A 24881-nucleotide genomic window follows, 5' to 3' on the forward strand; every position below is an offset into this window, starting at 1 on the left:
TATGACAGCAGAGTCTCAGGTGCATACTGAAGAGAGTCTCCCCATTATTCTGGTGGATGATGAGAAGCATATCCGCCTTGCCGCAGGGCAAACGCTCGAGCTGGGGGGATACGATGTGACGGCATTGGAAAATGCCGAGCAGGTCCAGACGCTGATCAGCGATGACTGGCCCGGTGTGCTGGTGACGGATATCAATCTGCCCGGCATCGATGGTCTTGAACTGATGCGCCGGGTGCAGGCGCAAGACCCGGATCTGCCAGTAATTCTGATTACCGGTCACGGTGATATCTCGATGGCGGTGAGCGCCATGCGTGACGGCGCCTATGACTTTATTGAAAAACCGTTCTCGTCTGAGTGGTTGCTGGATGTGGTGCGGCGGGCGGTAGAGAAGCGTCGGCTGACCATCGAAAACCGTCGCTTACGTCAGGAGCTGGAACTGCAGAGCTCTCCCGGTCCACGCATCATTGGCAATACGGCAGCGGTGGTGCAGATGCGCCGTCTGGTGCAAACCATCGCCGATGCACCGGCGGATATTCTGATCATGGGTGAAACTGGGACAGGTAAGGACCTGACCGCCCGTTATCTGCATGATCACAGTGTGCGACGGGATCACAATTTTGTTGCGATCAACTGTGGGGCGGTACCGGAAAATCTGATTGAGTCGGAGCTTTTCGGTCACGAAAAGGGTGCATTTACCGATGCCAAAGCACGCCGTATTGGTAAGTTTGAACACGCCAACGGCGGCACCTTGTTTCTCGATGAGATCGAGAGCATGCCGATGACCTTACAGATTAAGTTGCTGCGGGTATTGGAAGAACGTGCGATTGAGCGCCTGGGCTCCAACGAACTGATTCCGCTGGATATCCGTATTATTGCGGCAACAAAAGCAGATCTGAAAGAGCTGTCCGCAGAAGGGGCTTTCCGAGAAGACCTCTATTATCGTTTGAATGTAGTCCGATTGGATATACCGTCACTGCGCCAGCGCCGTGATGACATTCCCATGTTGTTTCAGCATTTCTCCTTGCTGGCCTCCAACCAGTATGGCCGGGCGATTACACCATTATCCGCTGAACGCATGCACAGTTTGATGACCCATGACTGGCCCGGTAACGTGCGTGAGCTGCGCAATCTGGCGGAGCGTTACGTACTGCTGGGTGAATCCTGTACCTTTGACTTTGATAACCGCCCGATCACCAATGGTGAGCAAGGTGGAGCGATGACGTTGCCTGAGCAGGTTGAACGTTTTGAGAAAATGCTGATTCAGGCGGATCTGGCGCAACACGGTGGTTCGATCAAAGATACGCTGGTGAGTCTCGGGCTGCCGCGAAAGACGCTGTACGACAAAATGAAGAAATACGGCTTAGATAAAAACGATTATAAGAACTGATCCCGGATCTGTGTTTGCGGATCGACAGACACCAAAAAGGCCGCTGATGCGGCCTTTTTGGTGATGTACTGAGTGATCAGATCAAAGCTTGAAGCGCCGTACCAGAGTATCCAATTCGCTGGCCAAAGAGCCCAATTCATGCGCAACGTCGTTCAACTTACCGGCCCGCTGCGAGGTATGTTCGGATGTCTTCGCGATCTCTGTGACGCTGGACTCTACGCTGGAAGCCATTTGGGTCTGCTCTTTGACTGACGAGGCGACCTGATGGTTCATGTCATTGATCACGCGGACCTCTTCGGCAATATTGTTCAGGGCGTTAGAGGTGCTTTGTACCTGTGCGACACCGTCTTCCGCACTCTGATGTGCGCGTTGCATCACATTGACCGCGTCCCGGGCATCGTGCTGCAGGGCTTCAATGATGGAATTGATCTCTTCGGTTGAATTGCGAGTGCGACTCGCCAGCGTCCGGACTTCATCGGCAACAACGGCAAAGCCTCGGCCTTGTTCACCCGCACGGGCGGCTTCGATCGCTGCGTTCAGGGCAAGTAGATTGGTCTGCTCTGCGATCTTCTGGATCACTTCCAATACGGTACCCACGTTCTGGCTTTGCTCATCCAGTTTATGAATCACTGTGGTAGCGCCGTCAATCTCCTGTTTCAGCACTTCAATCGCGCTGATGGCATCGGTGGTAATGCTGGTGCCGTTACTGCTCTCTTTCAACGCAAGTTCAGATGCTGATACCGTACTCTCGGCGCTGGCCTCCACGCTGCGGGTCGCCACCTCCATCTGTTCCATCGCCGCTGCAACAGCACTGGTCTGCACCTGCTGATTGTGAACTGCATCGTTCGCCATGGTTGCGATGTCGTTAATCTGATGGCTGGATGAGCCAAGCTTATGAATTGTGCTGCTGACCTTATTCAGGCTGTCGTGAAAACTCTGCAACATGGAATTGAACGCTACAGACATCTGACCAATTTCGTCGTTAGAGGTGACTTTGATACGTTGGCTTAAGTCAGCATTTTTGTCGATATCTGAGATCGTTTTGCTGAGCTGGTTCACTGGCTGCAACACGATACGACGTAACAGCCAGCTGATGACGATTAAACCGGCAATAAACAGCGCGAGTTCCACAAACGCGACTTTCATCACGTTGTTGTTGATCTGAGTATCCAGATTGGCGAAATCGTAGGTGACACGTACCGCACCGAGCACGGTGCCTTCAGGAACCTGATGGCAGAGCAGACAGTTAGTGCCTTTGTATGAAGAGAGTGCCTTCATCGGTGTGATCACCGTCAGGAAATGTCCCCGGTCGTCATTGATTTCCTCAACAATCGATTCACCTTTCATCGCCCGGCGGTCGAGGTCGTCAATGATGGCGGAGTCTGCCGAACCCGGACCGTAGATACTGTTGACTGCATCGCCTCGAATAATACGTGCCTCATTCAGGTCGTCATTCGTGAGGATTTTTTCCTGCAGTGACTGGCGGTTATTCATCGCGCCACTGAGCATCAGAATATTGATGCTGTCGAAATAAGAGCTGGCTGTGTCAGTGGTGGTTTTGCGTGCAACGTTGTTTGCCAGTGAACTCTCGCTCTTATAGATGGTTGTGAGTGAGCTGATCAGAACGAGCAGAAATACAGCTGCCAGAGAGAGATTGACTTTTGTCTGGATTGAACTGCCTGAAAGTTTCACGTTTATACCACCTGAGTAACCGGGAACGAGGGCCTGAGCATTTTTTGCAAAGCTCACAGTGTAGGCCGTAAAGCGCCGTATCGCATAGCACCTATGAGCTTTATCGGCGGATACAGATCAATATTTAATACATTTATTTGCAGTGACAGTGCAGTGGAAAGCTCATCTGGTGGGTGGTTTCTCGCCAAGCGATAGCCTGGAAATGGGTGGTTTTCCACCCATGAATGGAGCGGATTATAAAGGGAGTGCTTAATATTGAGTGTACGTAACTCTATGAATATAAAGAATTAATAAAATAAGTAAACGCAAGTTTTAAGAGTTGGCATCTTGTTTGCTGAATACATTGGTAATCATCATGCGCATCCCTCTAAGGGTGACGCGGGTGACTTTGTCCAAACAAACAACGCTAATAAATCAAAAAACAGGAGATGCGTTATGCGTTTACTTACTGCTGCAGTGGCCTCTTTGGCTCTTATGGTTGGTGCTCAGACGGCTTCGGCTGCACCGGTTGAAATTAAGTTTTCCCACGTAGTGGCTGAAAACACCCCGAAAGGTCAGATGGCGATCAAGTTCAAAGAACTGGTCGATGAGCGTCTGGCAGGCAAAGTAGAAGTCAAAGTTTTCCCTAGCTCACAGCTGTTCGGCGACAACAAAGTGTTGGAAGCGATGTTGCTGGGCGATGTGCAGATGGCTGCACCATCCCTGTCTAAATTCCAGAAATACACCAAGTCTCTGCAAGTGTTCGATCTGCCATTCCTGTTCAAGGATATGGATGCAGTAGAGCGTTTCCAGAAAGGCCCTGAAGGTCAGAAACTGCTGGGTGCTCTGCAGAAAAAAGGTCTGGTAGGTTTGGGTTACCTGCACAACGGTATGAAACAGTTGTCTGCAAGCGCGCCGCTGAAAGTGCCTGCTGATGCTTCAGGTAAAAAATTCCGCATCATGACCTCCGATGTACTGCAGGCGCAGTTCGAAGCGGTTGATGCTGTGCCTCTGAAAAAGCCTTTCTCCGAAGTATTCACCCTGCTGCAGACCCGCGCGATTGACGGTCAGGAAAACACTTGGTCCAACATTTTTTCCAAGAAATTCTTCGAAGTACAGCCTTACATCACCGAATCTAACCACGGTGTTCTGGACTACTTGATTGTAACTTCCGCTGAGTTCTGGATGGGTCTGGATGACGATCTGCGTACTGAAATCAGCGCTGCGCTGAACGACGCGATTGCATACGGTAACCAGATTGCTGCACAGAAAGCAGAGTCCGACAAACAGGCGATCATCGATTCCAAGCGTTCCGAAGTGGTGAACCTGTCTGACGCTGAGCGCGCTCAGTGGGTGACTGCAATGAAGCCGGTTTGGAAGCAGTTTGAAGACGAAATTGGTGCTGATGTGATCAGCGCTGCTGAAGCGTCTAACCAGTAAGCTTCGGTCTGTCTTAGAGGCGGGCCTGTCGGTCCGTCTCTGTCAGCAGCTATGCGTAGCTGTCGTAAGAGTTGCCACATTTCATACCTTCATGCTCAGAGGAGAACTTCCCTCAGATGCAATGCATGTGAGTTGTCCTGTGAGTTCTATGTTCCTTCGGCGATAACGATAAGCGGTTAAGTCCAAACAACCGCGCGATAAGGGGGCCGTCATGATAAGAAAAGTGATTGATCATTTTGAGGAGAGTTTCCTCTCTCTGCTGATGGTGTCGATGACACTGTTGGTGTTTGCTGAGGTGGTTCTGCGCTTTGGCTTTAATACCGGTATTCACTGGGCGCAGGAAGTGACCCTGCTGATCGCTGCATGGTTTGTACTTTACGGTGCAAGTTATGGGGTAAAAGTGGGTGCGCACATCGGTGTTGATGTCTTCGTCAAACTGCTACCAAGTCCGATTCACCGTTTCCTGACACTGCTGGCGATTGTGTTGGCGCTGGTTTACTGCGGCATGTTCCTGTACGGCTCCTGGATCTATCTGGCGAAGATGAAGATGATCGGGATCGAGCTGGAGGACCTGCCAATCCCTAAATGGATACCGATGAGTATTCTGGTGATCGGTTTTGCCCTGCTGGCCCTGCGTTTTCTGGAGCTGGGTTGGAAAGTACTGAAAGGCGAAGTGGAAGGTTTCCATTTTGTTGATGAAGCGGCGGAATCCATGGAGATCGCCGAAGAGCTGAAAGCCGCCGAAGCGGCCGAAGCAGCGGCTAAAGAGAACAATACTAAGGAGACCAAATAAATGACTATTGCTGCGTTGTTCCTTATGTTGTTCGGTTTCATCTTTATGGGGATGCCGATTGCGATTGCGTTGGGTTTCTCTTCCGTGACAACGATTTTGCTGTTCTCGAACGATTCGCTGCCTTCAGTGGCACTGAAGTTGTTCGAAGCCACCTCTGAACACTATACGTTGCTGGCGATCCCGTTCTTTATCCTGTCTTCCGCGTTTTTGTCGACCGGTGGTGTGGCAAAACGCCTGATTAACTTTGCAATCGACAGTATTGGTCACGTACGGGGTGGTCTGGCGATGGCCTCGGTGATGGCATGCATGCTGTTCGCTGCGGTATCCGGTTCCTCTCCGGCCACGGTAGCAGCGATCGGTACCATCGTTATTGCCGGTATGGTGCGTGCGGGTTACCCGGAATCGTTTGCGGCCGGTGTTATCGCGAACGCGGGTACGCTGGGTATCCTGATTCCACCATCCATTGTGATGTTGGTATACGCGGCGGCGACCGAAGTGTCTGCGTCCCGTATGTTCATGGCTGGCTTCATTCCGGGCCTGATGATGGGCGGCATCCTGATGATCGCAATCTATATCACGGCGCGCATCAAGAAACTCCCGGCGCAGCCGTTCCCGGGTTTCCGTCAGTTGGCGAAGTCCGGTTCCATTGCAATGGGCGGTCTGATGCTGATCGTGATCGTTCTGGGTTCCATCTACGGTGGTATCGCATCGCCAACAGAAGCCGCAGCGGTAGCAGCGGTATATGCTTACCTGGTCGCTGTGTTTGGTTACCGTGATATCGGTCCGATGAAGGGTATTCTGTGGCGCAATCAAGGCGAGAGCAGCGGGGCTGCGGCAATACGTAACCTGTTCCAGATGGCGATTGCGTTGCCGAAATCCGTGACTAATCCTGAAGTTCGTAAAGTGGTCCTGGATGGCTCTAAAGTGTCGCTGATGCTGCTGTTCATCATTGCTAACGCAATGCTGTTCGCGCACGTGCTGACCACTGAGCGTATTCCTCACACCATTGCGGAAACCATCATTCAATGGGGTCTGCCTGCGTGGGGCTTCCTGATCGTCGTGAATATCCTGCTGCTGATCGCCGGTAACTTCATGGAGCCGTCTGCGATCCTGCTGATCATGGCACCGATCCTGTTCCCGATCGCCACACAGCTGGGTATCGATCCGATTCATCTGGGTATCATCATGGTGGTGAATATGGAGATCGGCATGCTCACGCCTCCGGTGGGCCTGAACCTCTTTGTGACCGCAGGGATAACCGGGAAGAATATGGTATGGGTGATCAAGGCTTGTCTGCCTTGGCTCAGCCTGCTGCTGTTCTTCCTGATCCTGATTACCTACATTCCGCAGATCTCTCTGTTCCTGCCGGAGCTGATTGATTCCATGCGCGGCTACTAATTTCCGAATCCCAATCCGGAAACTGACGGAACCTTTCCACTCCTGGCGGGGTTCCTGTTTGCTCCTATCTGTACCCTTTTGTTAGTGCAGTTGCCACCGAGGCTTCCTCGGTGGCTTTTTTATTTATGCCACGTTTTGCAGAAAAGGGACTGCCCCCCCAACGTTGCCCGAACGACCTATCTGTTACGGTTGTCGAATCCCGCGCCACAGTTACGTATAATACGCTGCTGATTTAGTTCTGGAGTACTACGGTGTTGGGATCTGTTGCTGCGTTATGGGGATTTGCCGGGATCAGTCTGATCTTGGGCAGTGCTATCTATCGCTTGAGCCAAATCGCCTGGCAAATGTTTGAGCAGCCTTTCAGCTGGTATCACTGGGCCGCACTGGCGTTCAGTGTTGCATTTATGGGGTTTGCTGAAGGTTATCGTGGTTTCCAGAAAGCCTTCTCACCGCGTGTGGCTGCCCGTATCTATTACCTGTCGCAACACGTGACGCCGATGCGTGCGCTGTTGGCCCCCCTGTTCTGTATGGGGTATTTCCACGTGCGTCGTAAGCGTCAGATTGTGACAGTCTGCCTGACGTTAGGCATTATTGTGCTGGTGCAGTTTGTTCATATGCTGGATCAGCCCTGGCGTGGCATTGTGGATGCGGGTGTTGTGGTGGGCCTGACCTGGGGGTTGCTGTCCATTGCGCTGTTCAGCCTCAAGGCATTCTTTGGCAACGGATTTAACCACTCACCGGAAACACCTTAACCCTCTTCTCCTGTACGTTTTCTGTCTGCCGCTTATATTCACATAAGCGGCAATATGCCACTTTCTCCCTGAATTCTCCTGCCTTTATCATCCGGATTAGGTTGAATTATCCACTTGCTGTGACTCCTGACGGCGCCCATAATAGATCGCGATAAGGAAGTAACCCGGCACTTCACGCGCAACGTTAAGTGGGTATTACAGTGAAATTTGGATATCACATACTGATCGTCGATGATGTCACCGAGAATATTCAGGTGGTGATGAACATCCTCAAAGAACAGAACTACCAGTTCTCGTTTGCAACCAGTGGCGCTGAGGCCTTGGCGCTGGTGGATCAACAGGATTTTGATCTGATCCTGCTGGATATCATGATGCCGGATATGAACGGTTTTGATGTCTGTAAGCAGATTAAATCCCAACCCTCCCTGCACGATGACGTGCCGATCATTTTCCTGACTGCCAGAACCGATATTGACTCCATCAGTCAGGGGTTCGCTTTAGGAGCGGTGGATTACATTGTTAAGCCATTCCATCCAGAAGAACTGATTGCCCGCGTAGGGAATCATCTGGAGTTAAGCCATGCCCGCAAGCTGTTGGAATTTCACAACATCACTTTGCAGCGGAAGATGGAAGGCAAAGAGAAACGTATTGCCCGTGAGCTGGAAAACTACCAGAAAGATATTATCCGGGTGCTTACCGAACTGATGGAAGCGACGTCGGATGAGACGGGTAAACATATCCGTCGGGTCGCTGAGGTTTCCCGCTTACTTGCCCAGCACTGCAATAGCATCAGTGATGAAGAAGCCCATATCATCTACTACGCTGCACCCATGCACGACATCGGAAAGATTTCGCTGCCCCATGGTCTTCTGCATAAACCTGGGAAACTGACCGAAGCGGAATACAGCACCATGCGCACACATACCCAGCGGGCGCACGATTTCCTGAAACACTCTGACCGCCTGATCATGAAAGCGGCGGATGTCATCGCCATGCAACACCATGAAAAATGGGATGGCACCGGATATCCCAAAGGCCTGAAAGGCAATGAGATCCATATTTATGGACGTATTGTTGCCTTGGCGGATGTGTTTGATGCGTTGACCCACAAGCGTTCCTATAAAGATGCCTGGTCACTGGATGACGCGGTGGACTACATTCAGAAATTGAAAGGAATCCATTTCGATCCTGAGCTGGTCGATATTTTTTCTGAGCATATCGATGAGATCGCTAACATTATTGAAAGCTGAGTGCTGGCTGGTTCTATTGCTGGTTTGTGCTCTTCTGGTGTGTTCTCCGCCGCAGGCCCATGCATTGGAACTGACGGCTGAAGAGCAGACATGGATTGCAGAAAATCCCACGATCTATCTCGGCTCGGACTACGCCTGGCCACCCTATGACTTCGCCGATGCCAGTGGTCAGCACTCCGGCATATCTGCCGATTTTATGGCGTTGATCAGTGAAAAAACCGGGCTGAATATTCAGGTTCGCAGCGGTGTCTGGTCAGAGGTGATGGCACAGATGAAAGCCGGGGAACTGGATGGTCTGGCCTGCGCCATGAAAACCCCGGAACGTGAAAGTTTCCTGCATTTCTCAACGCCATATACCCGTATGCCGCTGGCGGTTGTAGTTCAGTCTGACCGCAGTGATATTCGATCGTTTGATGATCTTCAGGGGCATACGGTTGCCGTCAATAAGGGCTCGTATCTGCATGAGTGGTTTTCCACCCATCATCCTGATCTTCAGCTGTATCTGACGACCTCCAACAGCGACTCTCTGGATGCCGTCAGCTTCTCTCAAGCAGATGCCTATGTGGGTAACGTGGGGGTTGCGACATATCTGATCAACGAGAAGTACCTCACCAACCTCAAGATTATCGACAAACTTGACGCGCTGCAGACTGAAACCTCAGTGGCGATTGATATCAACCAGCCGATCCTCGCCTCGATCATACAAAAAGCCCTGGATGCCGTGACGCCAGAGGAGAGAAAACGGGTTAATCAATACTGGTTTAATGCGTCTCGGGCACAAGTGATCGACCTGAGTCCGGATGAGCAAGCCTGGATTCGCGCTCACCCTGTGGTCAATGCCGGGGGTCTGAAAGACTGGGCACCCTATGATTTTATCAATGCTGATCAGCGCTACAGTGGGATTATTGCGGACTATCTGGCGCTGATCTCGCGTCGCACTGGGCTGAAGTTCGAAACGACATTGGATGAGTGGGATATCAACCTGCAACGGTTGCAGGATAAACAGCTGGATCTGTTGCCGGGGGCCTATAAAACCCCGGAACGTGAAGCCTATGCGCTGTTTTCGGATGCTTACTTCGATATTCTCGATTACTTCTTTGTACATCGGGATCTGCAACTTGAAACACTGGCTGATCTGGCTGGAAAAACGGTCGCGATTCCCAAAGGTTATGCGCAGGCGGAACGGATCAGGCAACACTTCCCGGAGATAAACGTGTTGGAAGTGGCCAGCTTTTCCGCTTCTATTGATGCGGTACTGCAGGGTAAAGCGCAGCTGCTGTATGACGGTTACCCGGCGGTTGCCTATGCGCTTGCGAAACAGGGCATTACAGAAATTGTGCCGTTCCGTTCTACTCGGGGACAGGGACTGAATACCCTGCATATGATGACCCGTGATGACTATCCGCAGCTGGCCTCGATTATCCAGAAAGCCCTCAATAGTATCTCTCAGGCTGAGAAACAGGCGATTTATCAGAAGTGGGTGCAGGGCTTCATTCTGGAAGAGCTGAACGCCGTTGATCTTGTGCTGACCCCAGAAGAACGCCGTTGGTTAGTCCGCAACCGGCAGATCCGTTTTACCGGCTTGCCACAATCGATGCCGTTTGAGATGAACCGCAACGGTCATCATGTGGGAATTGTTGCGGAATATCTGAAGCAGATTGAGGCGTCGATCCCGGTGAACTTCACCTATCTACCTGCGGACAATGCATCACAGATGACGGCGATTGCGGCGCAGCAGCAGGTAGAAGTGGTGTCCTCTTTTCAGGGGGATGACCGGCTGGCGCAGGATTACCGTGCCACTGTGCCCTACGCGACTGCACCGGTGGTAGTTTTGATGAAGCAGCAGGCGTTTGTGAATGAGCTGGGCGATATTGCCGATGCACATATCGCGCTGGTGGAGGGCACAGGTTATTCGCAACAGCTCAAAACTGAGTACCCCGACGCTAAGTTTGTCCACGCACGGAATGCGACACAGGCGTTAATGATGCTGGAGAACGGTACGGTTCAGGCGACAGTACTCCCGATGCCACAAGCCCGCTATCTGCTGAAAATCCAGAATGTGCACGGGATCAATATCGTCGGGAAAACACACGTTAATCAGGCGTTGGCCCTCTACGTTAATAAATCCCGCCCCGCACTGTACAGCCTGCTTGATAAGGCCTTGAGTCATATCGATCAGACACAAGGGCCGGTGATTTCAGCCAAGTGGAGCAAACTTGAGTTCGCCAAGCAGACGGACTACTGGCTGATTGTGCAGGTGGTGACCGTATTGCTGGTCATCATGGGCATCGTATTTTATTGGAACCTGAAGCTGGCACGTGAAATTCGCCGTCGTCAGCAGCTGGAGTCAGAGCTGCGACAGAGTCAGGCTCAATTGCGGGTGGTGATCGACAATGTGCCGTTACGTATTCTGGTCACCGCGCCGTCGGGGGAGGTCTTGTCGGCCAACGCGGTGGTGTTGCGCGATTTTGACATCAGCGCAGAGGAGGCACGGCGTAAAAATATTGCCGATTATTACGTCAATGATGATGAGCGGGCGGCGGTTAAGGCGCAGCTCGCGCGTGAGGGTAAAGTCGAGCAAAAAGTTGTTTCGATGCGGGAAGCCAACGGCTCTGTCAGCAATATGATGCTCTCGGTGATCCCTATCGAATATAATCATCAGCCGGCATTTTTATCCCTATCGCTGGACCTCTCGGAACGTATTGAGATGGAACAGCAGTTACAGCGGGCCAAAGAGCAGGCTGAAGCGGCCAATGCGGCGAAGTCTGAATTTCTCGCGAACATGAGCCATGAAATCCGGACGCCGATGAACGCCATTCTTGGTTTTACCGAACTGCTACGTGAACAAGTGACAGAACCGCGTTTGCAGGACTTCACCCGAATTATCCAAAACGCAGGTAACTCGCTGCTGCGCCTGATCAACGATATTCTCGACCTCTCCAAGATTGAAGCGGGCAAGATGGAGCTTTCCCACAGCGCCTGTAATCTGCATGAGATGCTGAAAGAGATTGCTGATATCTTCACGATGAATGTGAGTAAAAAGGGCATTCAGCTGTATCTCTCCACCGATCACAGTATTCCCGATGCACTGCTGTTAGATGCGACCCGCCTGCGACAAGTGATTTTTAACCTCATTGGCAATGCAGTGAAGTTTACCGAACGGGGGCATGTGCGGTTGGCGGCGCAGGCGATTAATCACGATGAGGCACGCAGCAAAATTGATCTGGTGATTCGTGTGGAAGATACCGGAATGGGAATCGCACCGGACCAGCTCAAAACAATCTTCGACAGTTTTGGTCAGCAGTTTGGACAAGACAATGAAAAATATGGCGGCACGGGGCTGGGGCTGAGCATCAGCCAGCGTTTGGTCAATCTGATGGGAGGACAGATCGACGTTGCCAGTCAACAGGGGCAAGGGACAGCATTTACGGTCACCTTAAAAGAGGTGGACATTGCCTCGGTGCAAGCGCAAAAGACTCTCAATGCAAGTCTCGCTTTTGACTGCAGTCAGGTTCGGTTCCATCCAGCCACGGTGCTGGTGGTGGATGATGTAGAGGACAATCGGGCGCTGCTGGTTCAGAACTTTGCCGACTCACCGTTAACGGTGTACACCGCCGCAGACGGTCATGCTGCATTGGCCCAGCTGGAGCAACATGAAATCGATCTGGTGATCATGGATATTCGTATGCCGGGGATGGACGGTTATGACTGTGCCGAACATGTGAAACAGCGCTGGCCTGAGTTGCCGGTCATCGCCTTAACCGCATCCGTGATGCAGGATGAGTTCCAGCAGCTGAAGCAGGCTAACTTTGACGCTTACCTGCGCAAGCCGGTATTAAAAGGTGACCTGTTCCAGACGCTGATGCAGTTTTTGGCACATGATGTAGAGGCGCATGACGCAATGGCTGAAGCAGGTGGCGTGCGTCTGCGGGTGCAAGATCTACAGCCGTATGTTTCTCAACTCAAACTGCACGCCTTCATGTTGTTTCAGCAATCACAGAAGAGCAACAATATGGACACGATTACCGAGTTTGCTAAAGCCGTCGCGGATGTGGCGGTCGCAGGGCAGGCCCAGGCACTGGACCGTTACGCCACCTTGTTACTGGAAGCGGTGGATAGCTTTAATATCATGGCGATCAAAGCGTTGATGACAGAATTTGAAGCAGCCTGGGCGGATCTGCCCTGAACGATTTATGAGATAAGCTGGGTTACTGAGTTTATAAAAAAGCCCCGTCGGTAAACCGTACGGGGCTTTTTTGGGTGTGGCGTGTGTGATGCTTAGCCAAGAAACAGCTGATAGGCGCGGTTATCGGTTTCTTCCCAGAAGTTGTAACCGATCTCCGCGAGGAAACTTTCCACTTCGCTACGCTCGCCTTCCGGCACCTGCATACCGACCAGTACGCGCCCGTAAGCTGCACCGTGGTTTCGGTAGTGGAACATAGAGATATTCCAGCGGCCGCCCAGTGTGCTGAGGAATTTCATCAGTGCGCCCGGACGTTCCGGGAACTCAAAGCGGTATACCACTTCGTTTTCCAGAGACCCCGGTGCGTGACCGCCGACCATATAACGCACATGTAACTTGGCGATCTCATTGTCGGTCAGATCTTCCACTTCTGGCACATGCTCGCGCAGGTCGTTCAGCAACGATTCCCGACCACAGCCTGCGGCTTTGGTCTGGATACCGGCAAAGACAATGGCTTCGTTGTCATCGCTATAGCGGTAGTTAAACTCGGTGATATTACGCTGCCCCAGGGCTGCACAAAACGCTTTGAAGCTGCCCGGACGTTCGGGGATCTTGGCCGCAATAATCGCCTCGCGGTTTTCACCCAGCTCTGCCCGTTCGGCGATATGCCGCAGGCGGTCAAAGTTGACGTTCGCACCGGAATCGATCGCAATCAGGGTTTCATCTGAGCAGTTTTCACGCGCGACATATTTCTTCATGCCCGCGACACCCAATGCACCTGCTGGTTCGCAGATGGAACGGGTGTCATCGTAGATATCTTTAATGGCGGCACAGATCTCATCGGTATTGACCGTGATCACCTCATCCACATACTGGCGTGCGATCTCAAACGTGTGCTCACCGATCTGAGCAACCGCGACACCTTCGGCAAAAATACCCACCTGAGACAGGGTGACACGCTCGTTGGCTTCCAGAGCCGCTTTCAGACAGGCTGAATCTTCATACTCGACGCCGATAACTTTGACTTCCGGGCGCAGATATTTGATGTACACCGAGATACCTGCAATCAGACCGCCGCCGCCGACCGGGACAAAAACCGCATCAATCGGCCCGCTTTCCTGACGCAGGATCTCCATCGCAATGGTGCCTTGTCCGGCTATGACATCCTGATCGTCGTACGGGTGCACGTAGACATAACCGTGCTCTTCAACCAGTTTCTGAGAGTGGGCCAGTGCCTGATCAAAGGTGTCGCCGAAGAGCACCACGTTACCGCCCCATGCACGGACATTGTTGACCTTAATGTCCGGTGTGGTTTTTGGCATTACGATGGTGGCGTTCACCCCCATCTTATTGGCGGCCATCGCCAGACCTTGTGCATGGTTACCAGCAGAGGCGGCGACCACACCACAGGCGCGCTCTTCTGCGCTTAGCTGATTCATCTTGTTGTAAGCGCCACGGAGCTTGAACGAGAACACGGGTTGCTTGTCTTCACGTTTGAGCAAAATCTTGTTACCAAGACGCTTTGACAGTGATGGAGCGACTTCCAATGGAGTTTCAACCGCCACGTCGTAAACACGGGCTTCCAGAATCTTCTTGATATATCGGTGTGCCATAGGGGTATCGGTATCTTGCGGGGGATTTTTGACTGCGTATTGAGAGAATGGTAAAGGCTCAGGCATCTATGAACAAGCAATAAACAGGGACGGATGGCGCTATTTGCGCTTATTACTGCCTTACATGACGTATTTTGCGCAGGTGGGTGATCGTTGATTATAGGGTAGGGATCATCCAGCGCTTTTGGATATCCCGCGAAAGTAGTGGTTTTTAGCGTCACCGTTGGCTACAAGCCGTCGCAATCTGTGCGTATAATTTCCCCCAAATTGGCTTCTTAGATGACTGGGGATGCGTGACGCATGACACAAGACGAAATGAAGAAAGCTGTAGGTCAGGCTGCGGTTGATTACATCAAGCCGCGCCTGGATAAAGACAGCATTGTGGGTGTGGGTACCGGTTCTACCGCTAACTGCTTTATCGACGCATTGGCAGAGATCAAGCACTTGTTTGACGGTGCCGTCGCCAGTTCCGAAGCGACTGCGGAACGCCTGCAAGCGCACGGTATTCAGGTATATGACATGAATTCTGTTGCGAATATGGAAGTCTATGTGGATGGCGCGGATGAGTTTGATGACGGCCTGAACCTGATCAAAGGCGGCGGTGGTGCACTAACCCGTGAGAAGATCGTGGCGGCTGTCGCGAAAGAGTTTGTCTGCATTGTGGACAGCACTAAACACGTTGATGTGATGGGTGAATTCCCACTGCCGGTGGAAGTGATTCCAATGGCACGATCTCAGGTGGCCCGCGAACTGGTGAAGCTGGATGGCATGCCGGTATGGCGCGAGAATTTTGTTACCGATAATGGCAACGTGATTCTGGATGTACATGACCTGGAGATCACTGACCCTAAAGGTCTGGAAGAACACCTGAACAACATCGTGGGTGTCGTCACCAACGGTCTGTTTGCCCAGCGTGGTGCCGATGTGGTGCTGATGGGGACTGAAGACGGTGTGCAGACGATCAAGCTGAATAGCTGATAGGTTTGATGTAACTGCCTGAACTGCAAGGGTTCAGGCAGTCTGTGTCTGCGGTACTAAGAACTAAGCGTAAGAACTCAGTATCAGAGCTGCGCTCAGAAGGAAACGTTAGACCAGGCGATGCTTGCTGGCATGGTGATCCAAGCCAGTGCTACCAGATTAATCAGAATCCAGCCAAAACCAGAACCGTCGCGGAAATTTTCGTCGTGATGTGCCATTGAATTCACCCTTTCAAATAGATAAAAAATTAAAAAACTGTGCGCGATTTATAAGCTGGATGCTCCGCATAGAAAGAGTCATCCGCAGCTGACGCGGGAAAACTGTCTCGCTTTCTCTCAACGTCGTGACTGCTGGGTTGTTGCTTTCTGTTCCGGTTAGCCGGAATCTTGTATGTGTTTATAAATTGCACAGAACTGTCTTGGAGCGCGATTCTAGCAGCACCGATTTGCTTTGAGTAGCCCTGAAATTCCCTTGTTTTTTATGATGATATTTAAGTATTAATACCGGATTTCCTGAGTGAGGACCGGCTCAATTACTGTGCTATCGGCCGTTCGCATGACACCAGTCACCCGCCATTTCGCGCAGTAACACCTTGTTTCGTGTTGGGCTATCCTGGCTGCCGTAGGCATTCAAAATGCGCTCAATCCACTGCAAAAGGCCTGTCGGCAGTTGATCTCCGCTGGGGTAGGTTGAATGAATCAGAAAGGTCTCTTCCGAGTAGAGCACGCTACTCACATCCCCCGAATGCATGTCGACCATAATCAGCGCCTCCTCCATGCCGCCGCAATGATCGCGTGTCCCTTTCATCATCAACTGTTCGTTAATAATACGGATCGGTACAAAACCCCCGCCCAGATTACGGAACAGGTGTTGAAAGCCTGCACGCCCGAGCATGGTTTGCAGTACTACATGAAGGTAGTCGTCGTACATCGGTTCACGCAGATACTGATTGTGATACCGGCGCAGGTGTTTGACGGAGTCCGCATCGATGAACAGATCAGGGTGATCGTTAAAAGAGAGGAACAACAATTCGTCCGATGCGCTCTGCTGCTTCAGTTCACTGAAGGTCAGCGCGAAGGCCGGGTGGCAAAAACAGAGGCTGATGAACAGCAGAGCAATCTTTTTCACGTTAGCATCCCTGTATTTTTTACGATTGGCGTTATGATAGAGAAAGTTGTCTGCTAAGGGATAGATAGGATGCGTTGGTTACTGACACTGCTGGTTATTGTTGCGTTGTTTCTGCACAACTTACCGTACCTGATTCGTGATCAGGCGGTTATTTGGTTACGCTCACAGGGGGTGGAGACGGCCAGTCTTAAAGCCCTGAACGTGAACTGGCTCAGTGGCGAAATCGAAATTCTGGAACTGCGCGCCGAATCTGACGGGCACCAGTCGCTGAATATCGACCGTCTCTTTGTGAAGCTGGATTATGCGGCGCTCACCGATCAACGCATACTCGTACGGACGATTCAGCTGAAAGGTCTGAACTCCGGCATTGTTGAGCAAGCGCCGTCTCTGTGGCTCGGGCCTATAGACCTGAACGCATTGTCCGGTGATAGCAGCACGCAGGAAACATCCGATACCGGATCGGCCTGGTTGCCGGGGATTGATGATATCCAGCTCGAAGATATCCGCTGGTATACCGCGATGGCGGGGCAGGAACATCAACTCAGCATCGAGCAGGGTGAACTGAAGGATTTCCATTTCTGGAACAAAGAACAACCCACCGCACTGAACCTGGATGGCAGCATTAATGGTGCACCTCTGTCTTTGAAAACAGAGATGACACCGCTGCCGGAAGAAAAGCGCAGCACGCTCCGCGTCAATATCAGTCAGTTCCCGCTGCACAGCGTGACCGCGTTAATCGAACCGGGACTGAAAGCGTTTATCGATCTGGATCTTAAAATCAGCGCCGATTTTAAGGGTGAAAGTGGTCAGGTGAAGCAAAGTGGTTCGATTCGTGTCAGTGATTTAAAGCTGGCGCGGGATGGATTAGACGTACAGCAATCTGATCTGAACTGGAAAGGTGATGTAGCGGTTTCTCTGCGTGATGGCCAGCCCGATAACCTGAGCGTTAAAGGCCTGCTGACAGGCAATAAGCTGGACCTTAAGCAACCGGAAACCGCATTGCAGCTTGCCGGATACACGCTGTCCCTCAATACCCAGTTAGAAGGTAAACAGCAGTCACTGAGTCAGAAAGGGCCGCTTAACCTGACGGGTTTGCAGGCCTCGATGGGAGATCAGTCCCTGCAGAGCGCGACGTTCGATTGGGACGGTGCAGTGGCGCTGGTCCTGAATCAGGGCGAGCCGAAAGATCTGCACGTTAATGGAGGTCTGAGCGGTCAGGGGCTGACACTTCTGCAGCAAAAACAACAGGTGAAACTTGGTCGGTATGCACTTAACGCACAGGTGAACAGTGCGGATATGGTGGCGTTTGATATTCAGCTGCCCTCGACTGAGCTACAACAGTTCAGCTTGTCGGCGGCGGCTAATCCTCTGTTAGCAATACAAAAACTGATGGTTAAGCAAGCACAGGTGAAATTGCCGTTGCAGGTAAAAACCGGCCCTGTGTCGGTGGATGATCTGTTGGTGCTAGGAGAAAACAAACATCTGCTGAAACTGGCACGTACACGCCTCAAATCGGTTCAATTTATGCCAGAACAAGCCGCCGCGTTGGGTAGTTTGAGCATGGCGGGACTTGATGCAAACGTCATGCTTTCGCCTGAAGGAAAAATGAGCGATGTGGACTGGCTGCTGGCCCAATTATCGCCGCCGTCAGACGACAAGGCTGTAGAGGAAAAATCCACGGCGGAAACGTCTAAGCCTCTACGAATCAGCCTGAAGAGTTTCGATTTGGTGGGTGAAAACCAGATCAACTTCACTGATCAGGGGGCAGAACCCGCGTTTAGCAGCACGATCGATCTGGAAACTCTGACGTTGGGTGCGGTTGATACGGGTACTGTGCAATCGACGCCCTTTGGCTTACAAGCCAAGATCAATCAGTTTGCCACCTTAGATCTCAAGGGGGAGGCGGAACTGAGTGGTGATGAGCACAATGCCGACTGGCAGCTGAATTTGAAGAATTTGGAACTGCCGCCTCTCAGTCCTTACGCTGAACGTTTTACCGGCTATTACCTCAACAGTGGGCAATTTAATCTGGATGCCAAAGGTACATTGGCGGCGGGTAAAATCGATGGCACTAATCAGATGCGTTTGAACCGTCTGACGGTTGATCAGCGTGACTCTGATAAGGTGGCGGCGTTCAGTCAGAAGATCACCATGCCGCTGGAAACGGCGATTATGATCTTGGAGGACAACGACAACAACATTGAGCTGGATATTCCGGTCAGCGGTTCGTTGTCTGATCCTGAGTTTGGTTATCAGAGTGTTATTAATGAGCTGGCCGGACGCGGACTTAAAACTGCGGCGATCAGTTTTCTGACGAAGTCCTTACAGCCTTATGCAACCCTGATCTCTCTGGCAAGCACCGCCATGGAAGCCTCTGAAAAGGGTACTTTCATTACGCTGACCCCGGTGACGTTTACGCCGGGCAGCGCGGCACTCAATGGTCAAGGGAAAGAGTATCTGGGGAAACTGTCCGACATGTTGCAGGAACGCAAAGCGATGCGCCTGAATATTTGTGGGCGTGCAGTGTCTGCGGATGGTCCGGAGTTGATGCCTGCGCTGGTGGCAGCGAACAAAAAACGTAAGAAACCGTTGCCTCAGGAAGCGTTGCAGAAGGAACTTCAACAGAAGCTGTTGGATCTGGCGAATCAGCGAGCGGCAACCGTGAAACAGCATATGTCTGCCAGTGTGGATAACAGCCGTTTGTTCCTCTGCTTTGCCAAAGTAGAACAAGCGGCCGATGCCAAAGCGCGTGTAGAACTGGGTCTCTGATCAGACCCAGTTCTCACATCACTTACCCTAAGCGCCGCAGCAGCTGGTAGCTGTTGCGCTCATCAACTCGCCGCCGGGCTAGCAGACCGGTCAGTGTGAAGAGCGCTGTCGCGGCCAATGGGAGCAATAGCCAGTTGCCGGGATGCAGAACCGGTTCGATCAGCACCAGCCGCTGATGGATAAACCAGAGTGCAATCTCACCCAGTGCTGCCGCTAATCCGCCACAGACCAGTCCTAGCAGTGCAAACTCCAGCAGATCTAATTGTTGGCACTGTTGCGGCGTTGCGCCCAGTGTATGCAACAGGGCATTTTCGTAACGGCGTTGGTCCAGCTCCTGGCTCAGTGTGGTAAACACCAGCACCAGTCCTGCCAGTAGAGTGAGCAACATGACAAGCCCTGAGGTATCACTCAGTTTACCGATCAGGCTGCGTGCCTGTGCCAGTAACTGCTCAATATCGATCAGGGTAATGGTTGGGAACTGCTGCAACAGCTGATTGCCCACCTTGCGTTGTTCGCCGCTGGCGTAAAAACTGGTGATATAACTCACTGGCATATTGTCCAGCGCGCCGGGGGTGAAGATCACGTAGAAGTTAGGCTGGAAAGATTCCCACTGCACGGAACGTATCGAGCTGATGGAGCCTTCTACGGTATGGCTACCGATGCTGAACATCAGCTTATCGCCCAACGCTAACCCCAGCGTGTTGGCAAACTCCTGTTCGATTGACAGCTGCACCTCATCGCCATCGCTTTGAGACGACCATTCACCGCTGAGAAGGCGGTTATGGGCGGGCATTCGTTCACCCCAGGTGAGATTAAGTTCACGGTTCAGTGCGTTGTGCTGCCGCTGTTGTTCAGTGAATGCCGTGGCGATCGGTTCACCATTCAGGCCTGTAATGCGGCCACGGATCATTGGATACAGCTGGCTTTGCAGATCGTAGGATTGTAGCAGTTGATCAACGCCGTCCCGTTCATGTTGTTGGATATTGATCAGAAAATGGTTGGGTGTGGTATCTGGTAGCTGAGACTGCCAGCGATCAAGCAGATCAGAGCGTGCCCAGAGGCTGATGGCCATCAGTGCCAGTAACAAGCTGATAACCGGAATCTGCATCTGGTGCCAGCGTTGTTGTTGCTGCAAGCGCAGTCGAAGCAAACGGACCAGCGTATGTTTACCTGCTAGCGCAAAGGCGCTGATACGCAGTAACCATGCGCCCAGTTTACCCAGCAACCACGCGGTGATCAGCAGGCTGGCGATCAGGATCAGCGTCAGCTTGAGGTCATCCAGATAGAGCATCAACAGACCTGTCAGCATCAACCCGGCAACCAGCTGCAACATCCGTCCGCCCCATGTGGTTGGGGTGGCACTGCGCCGGAACAGATGCATAACGGAAACCTGACTCATGGCAACCATCGGCGGTAAACCCAGCGTAATCAGGCTGACCAGTCCCAGCAGTGCGCCAAGGCCATATAGTGCCGGCTGCGCAGAAGGTACTGGTTGCGGTAACAGATCATCCAGCAGATACAGCGTCACCTGTTCTAATCCCAAGGCTACAGCGGTACCTGCCAGTGCACAGACCACCCAAGCCAGTAATAACTGCAGGAGGAAAAGCCCCTGCAACTGACGGGCGGTCATGCCGAGGCTGAGTAGCACCGCTGCACGGTCACGGGAGTTCAGTGTATACCGCCGCAGACTCAGGGCGATGGTCAGGGCGGAGATCAATAAGGTTAGCAACGCGCCTAAACGCAGATAGCGGGATGCGTTATTCAGTGCGCCGCCGTTTATATTGTTACTGCTGTCTAAGGTGATTAGGCGTTCGCCGCTGGCGAGGTCAGGGCGCAGCTGATTCTCCAGTTTGTTCAGAGCCTCCGGGTCGCCGGAAAACAGCTGGCGGTAACGTACGCGTGAACCGGGACCGAGCAGCCCTGTGGCATCCAGATCTTGCTGGTTGATCATCACTTGGGGGCTAAAGTTGCTGAAACCATTGCCTCGATCCGGTGTACTGATCAGTTTGGCTGCGATGGTGAATTGTGCGTATCCCAGCTCGATCTGTTGACCTACTTCAAGACTCAGTCGTTCCAGTACAGCGGGTTCCGCCCAGAGTGTACCCGGTTCAGGAATTCCCACCTGCGCGGGCTGTGTCACGATGTTGCCACGCAGAGGGTAGGGCATATTGATCGCCCGCAGTGAGATCAGCAGTAAATTTTCACCCGCTTCGATCATGGTGGGGAACTGAGCAACCTGTGATGTTTCCAGTCCCAATGTGTTGGCATTGTTGGCGACTGCTTGCGGGATCGGTCGGCTGCTGTGCAGGGTCATATCGGCCCCCAGCAACTCTGCGGTCTGGCGCCCCAGACTTTGCTCAAGCCGGTCACCCAGTACAGCCAGTAAAGTGGCAATCGCGATGGCGACGGTCAGTGCAAGCAGCAGCGCGCGCCAGATGGGCAGGCGTCCGGCCGACAGTGTTTGTTGCCAAGCCAGTTTGAACAGGCTGCCTGAAGTCATTGTGGCCACTCCTGCAACTTACCGTTATGCAGGTGCAGGCGGCGATCACAGCGGCTGGCCAGATGGTTGTCGTGGGTGATGAGTACCAGAGTGGTGTTCTGATCCGTATTCAGCTGGAATAGCTGTTCGATGATCGCCTCACCTGTGTGTTCGTCGAGATTACCGGTGGGTTCATCGGCAAAAAGGAGGTCGGGGGCTGAGGCAAAGGCGCGGGCAATTGCAACACGTTGTTGCTCTCCGCCCGATAACTCTGCCGGATAATGGTCCAGTCGTGCACCGAGTCCCACTTGTTGTAACCATTCGCGGGCCCTGTCTGTCGCTTGAGTCGTGCCCCGGATCTCCAGTGGCAGCACGACGTTTTCCAATGCATTCAGCTCTGGCAGCAGATGAAATGTCTGAAACACAAAGCTGATATGGCGCGAGCGCAACTCAGCGCGTGCCTTCTCGTCCAGTGTGTGCGTATTTTGTCCGGCAATGGCTATACTGCCGTCACTGGCGAGATCCAATCCGGCAAGGAGGCTCAGGAGCGTTGATTTGCCTGCTCCTGAAGGGCCGGTGATGGCGATGGTTTCGCCCCGACGGATCTCCAGATTAATCTCGCGGAACAGTTCCAGCATTCCGGCTTGCGTGTCGAACCGTTTTGCGACATCTTGAGCAGATAAAATGATCTCTGATACAGGCTCGTTCATGTTACGTATTCTCGTCCTTACCTGGCTAATCTGTATGGCTCCTCTGTCCAGTGCGACAACGCTACTGGTGATGGGAGACAGTCTTTCTGCTGCTTATGGTATCGCCCCTGAAAAGGGTTGGGTGGCATTGCTGGATCAGCGCCTGCAGCAGAAGGGCTACGCTGTATCCGTGGTGAACGCCAGTATCAGTGGTGAAACCACGCAGGGAGGCCTGAGCCGATTACCTGCGTTGCTAAAACAGTACCAGCCCGACATTGTGATGTTGGAACTGGGCGCGAATGACGGTTTACGGGGTACGTTCCCGCCGGTCATTCGGAGCAATCTGGATCGTTTGACCCTGCTGTCTCAACAGCAAGGTGCCAAAGTATTGGTATTGGGGATGCAGTTACCGCCCAATTACGGACCGGCCTATACGCGCCGTTTTGCCGATGTTTTTCAGCGCGTAGCGAATGCGCGCGACACCGCGTTGGTTCCGTTTTTTATGGAAAGCGTCGCGTTGGAGCCAACGTTGATGCAGAACGATGGCCTGCATCCTAATGCAGAGGGACAGCCTTATCTGCTGGAAACGGTATGGCCTGCGTTAAAACCGCTGCTTCCTCTGCCTTAGAGGGTATAGGAATAACGACGTCTACCCGGGTACCATACTCGGGTGAACTCTGAATCCTGAACTGGCCACCCAGTGCATTGACGCGCTCCCGCATCCCTATCAGGCCAAACCCACCTCCTTTGCTTTCTTCACTCTGGCTAAACCCGTGACCGTTATCGGCCACAGAAAGTTCCAGAAAATCTTCCTGTTCGCTTTGATAACGATGTAATTCCAGAGTGATGTGATCCGCAGCGGCATGGCGCAGCGTATTGGTCAGGGACTCTTGTACCAGCCGGTACAAAGTGATGTTGTAGGTCTCGGCCATCTCATTAAGTGGGCCACTGAAGCGGGTTTCCAGCTGAATGCCGTTTTTGCGCAGTCGCAGGTTGGAGATGCATTCATGCAGTGCGTCTACCAGACCCAGATCATCCAGTGATGTTGGACGCAGATAGCGCATCAGATCATAGGTTACCGCGTAAATATGGCGGGCGATTGTGTCGATCGAGTCGGCGCTCTGATGCACCGCGCTGGTTTCGTTCGGATGCAGGCGTTTTAACAGGCGAGCGTCAGTACGGATAGCTGTCAGTGACTGGCCAAGCTCGTCGTGTAGCTCGCGTGCAAGATGACGTCGCTCGTTTTCCTGCACCTCCATCACCCGATGGGCTAAACGCTGGTTTTCTAGCAGCTGTGCATTGAGTTCCTGGGTCCGCTGATTCACATGGCTTTCGAGTTGGTTGCGTTCAGTTTCCAGCTCTTGTAATACGGCCAGACGTTGCTGCTGTCCGTCCCGTTTTTGCTCCGTATAGGCCTGAGTCAGTTTGAGCAGCGCCAGTGAAAACAGCAGCGCGCCTGCCATCAATACCCAATTGATATCACTCCAAACCATACTGCGGGACAGTTGTACCTGTAATGGCTGGCCAAAACGGTTGAGTTTGTGGGTCACTGACAGGGTCGGTAACCAGTTGTTTTCAGGTAGTTGACCGCTGTTGACCAGCAAGCGGCCATTGGCATCCAGCAGTGATATTTGGGTATAGGCATCTTTGGCGGGTGTGGCTGGCAGCAAACCTTCAAAAGTCACCACAAGGGAAGCGACCTGAAAGCTATCATCGGGGCTGTGGTTATTGGCGTAAACCACTTGGTACAACGTGTACGCCGAGCGCCCATCATCAAGGATAAAGGGTTCGGTGGCGACAGGGCGGCGGTAATACACGCTGTCGAGGAACGATTGCGCAAAATGCGTGTTGGTGCTCATGTCGAGACCGAGAAAGCGGCGGGTTTCCGAGTTAAAGGGCTCTAGAAAGGTAAAAGGGAAAAAGATCCGTTCGCCCTGATTACCACTGACTTGTGTCTGATCTTCACCAAAGCGGATACTGAAATAGTCATAACCGCGCGTGCGCATCGTTTCTTCAAAGGCGTTCTGGTCGTTGATTGATACCCGCTCTTGCAACTGCAGGCGGGCAATATGTGGGTTGCGGGTTCGCATCCCCGTCGCGAAGCGTCGCAGTGCCTGATGGTCGTCGGGCTGAGCATCGACCAGCGTGGTAAAACTTTGTAGTAGAACTTCGTTCAGGCGGGTGCGATCGTAAATGCTGTCGTAGAGATATCCCGCTTCGTCATTCACTTGTTTCTGAATTCGGCCGTAATCGATATTCAGCAGGAACAGTTGCAAACATCCTGTCAGCAACAGCCAGAGCAATGGCAGTGTCCATTTGGTTAGAGGGGTATTCAATGTCAGACGTCCTGT

17 protein-coding genes are annotated in these 24881 nt (G+C 52.5%); 10 read left to right on the forward strand and 7 right to left on the reverse strand.

What is annotated here, in order from left to right:
* Position 1: 1 nt before the first annotated feature.
* Positions 2 to 1387, forward strand: coding sequence for a sigma-54-dependent transcriptional regulator (locus IOQ59_RS06235; protein ID WP_193952416.1), 1386 nt, complete (start codon positions 2 to 4; stop codon positions 1385 to 1387).
* An 81-nt stretch (positions 1388 to 1468) separates the two neighbouring features.
* On the opposite strand, the gene IOQ59_RS06240 is transcribed toward IOQ59_RS06235, so the two are convergent.
* Entirely contained in the window at positions 1469 to 3079 is a 1611-nt protein-coding gene (locus IOQ59_RS06240; protein WP_193952417.1) for a methyl-accepting chemotaxis protein, read from the reverse strand.
* 435 nt (positions 3080 to 3514) lie between these two features.
* Here IOQ59_RS06240 and IOQ59_RS06245 point away from each other — a divergent pair, with 435 nt between their 5' ends.
* The 6 genes from IOQ59_RS06245 (at position 3515) to IOQ59_RS06270 (ending at position 12877) form a co-directional block, all read left to right on the forward strand.
* Positions 3515 to 4498 carry a TRAP transporter substrate-binding protein gene (locus IOQ59_RS06245; RefSeq protein ID WP_193952418.1) on the forward strand — a complete coding sequence of 328 codons (984 nt, stop codon included), beginning with the start codon at positions 3515 to 3517 and terminating at the stop codon, positions 4496 to 4498.
* 211 nt (positions 4499 to 4709) lie between these two features.
* On the forward strand, positions 4710 to 5291 hold the full coding sequence (locus IOQ59_RS06250; RefSeq protein ID WP_193952419.1) for a TRAP transporter small permease: 582 nt from the start codon (positions 4710 to 4712) through the stop codon (positions 5289 to 5291).
* Positions 5292 to 6689 carry a TRAP transporter large permease gene (locus IOQ59_RS06255; protein WP_193952420.1) on the forward strand — a complete coding sequence of 466 codons (1398 nt, stop codon included), beginning with the start codon at positions 5292 to 5294 and terminating at the stop codon, positions 6687 to 6689.
* A 251-nt stretch (positions 6690 to 6940) separates the two neighbouring features.
* Positions 6941 to 7441, forward strand: coding sequence for a hypothetical protein (locus tag IOQ59_RS06260; RefSeq protein WP_193952421.1), 501 nt, complete (start codon positions 6941 to 6943; stop codon positions 7439 to 7441).
* Positions 7442 to 7641: 200 nt separating this feature from the next.
* The gene (locus IOQ59_RS06265) at positions 7642 to 8691 is read left to right on the forward strand and encodes an HD domain-containing phosphohydrolase (protein ID WP_193952422.1); all 1050 of its coding nucleotides are present in this window, start codon (positions 7642 to 7644) and stop codon (positions 8689 to 8691) included.
* A complete protein-coding gene (locus IOQ59_RS06270) occupies positions 8663 to 12877 on the forward strand; it encodes a transporter substrate-binding domain-containing protein (RefSeq protein WP_193952423.1) in 4215 nt (1404 codons plus the stop codon). Before IOQ59_RS06265 ends, IOQ59_RS06270 begins: the two co-directional genes overlap by 29 nt.
* 92 nt (positions 12878 to 12969) lie before the next feature.
* On the opposite strand, the gene ilvA is transcribed toward IOQ59_RS06270, so the two are convergent.
* A complete protein-coding gene (gene ilvA, locus IOQ59_RS06275; RefSeq protein WP_193952424.1) occupies positions 12970 to 14487 on the reverse strand; it encodes a threonine ammonia-lyase, biosynthetic in 1518 nt (505 codons plus the stop codon).
* 300 nt (positions 14488 to 14787) lie between these two features.
* Between ilvA and rpiA the strand changes: the two genes are divergently transcribed.
* Positions 14788 to 15465: a ribose-5-phosphate isomerase RpiA gene (rpiA, locus tag IOQ59_RS06280; protein WP_193952425.1), complete on the forward strand. Its 678-nt coding sequence runs from the start codon at positions 14788 to 14790 to the stop codon at positions 15463 to 15465.
* Between the two features lie 95 nt (positions 15466 to 15560).
* Here rpiA and IOQ59_RS21325 read toward each other — a convergent pair whose 3' ends face one another.
* Together IOQ59_RS21325 and IOQ59_RS06285 are read right to left on the reverse strand one after the other, a co-directional pair.
* Positions 15561 to 15683, reverse strand: a complete 123-nt coding sequence (locus tag IOQ59_RS21325; RefSeq protein WP_255512530.1) for a hypothetical protein — start codon at positions 15681 to 15683, stop codon at positions 15561 to 15563.
* Positions 15684 to 16005: 322 nt separating this feature from the next.
* Complete coding sequence (locus IOQ59_RS06285) at positions 16006 to 16593, reverse strand: Ivy family c-type lysozyme inhibitor (RefSeq protein ID WP_193952426.1); 588 nt, start codon at positions 16591 to 16593, stop codon at positions 16006 to 16008.
* A gap of 69 nt (positions 16594 to 16662) precedes the next feature.
* Here IOQ59_RS06285 and IOQ59_RS06290 point away from each other — a divergent pair, with 69 nt between their 5' ends.
* Entirely contained in the window at positions 16663 to 19362 is a 2700-nt protein-coding gene (locus IOQ59_RS06290) for a DUF748 domain-containing protein (RefSeq protein WP_193952427.1), read from the forward strand.
* Positions 19363 to 19384: 22 nt separating this feature from the next.
* Here IOQ59_RS06290 and IOQ59_RS06295 read toward each other — a convergent pair whose 3' ends face one another.
* Positions 19385 to 21862: an ABC transporter permease gene (locus IOQ59_RS06295; RefSeq protein WP_193952428.1), complete on the reverse strand. Its 2478-nt coding sequence runs from the start codon at positions 21860 to 21862 to the stop codon at positions 19385 to 19387.
* Entirely contained in the window at positions 21859 to 22551 is a 693-nt protein-coding gene (locus IOQ59_RS06300) for an ABC transporter ATP-binding protein (protein ID WP_193952429.1), read from the reverse strand. Before IOQ59_RS06300 ends, IOQ59_RS06295 begins: the two co-directional genes overlap by 4 nt.
* A 34-nt stretch (positions 22552 to 22585) precedes the next feature.
* On the opposite strand from IOQ59_RS06300, the gene IOQ59_RS06305 reads away from it, so the two are divergent.
* Complete coding sequence (locus IOQ59_RS06305) at positions 22586 to 23158, forward strand: arylesterase (protein WP_304621438.1); 573 nt, start codon at positions 22586 to 22588, stop codon at positions 23156 to 23158.
* On the opposite strand, the gene IOQ59_RS06310 is transcribed toward IOQ59_RS06305, so the two are convergent.
* Positions 23085 to 24866: an ATP-binding protein gene (locus tag IOQ59_RS06310; RefSeq protein ID WP_193952431.1), complete on the reverse strand. Its 1782-nt coding sequence runs from the start codon at positions 24864 to 24866 to the stop codon at positions 23085 to 23087. The two genes, IOQ59_RS06305 and IOQ59_RS06310, sit on opposite strands and share 74 nt — an antisense overlap.
* Positions 24867 to 24881 lie beyond the last annotated feature (15 nt).

Origin of the sequence: Pontibacterium sinense, assembly GCF_015209595.1 — a bacterium.
GTDB lineage: Bacteria > Pseudomonadota > Gammaproteobacteria > Pseudomonadales > Balneatricaceae > Pontibacterium > Pontibacterium sinense.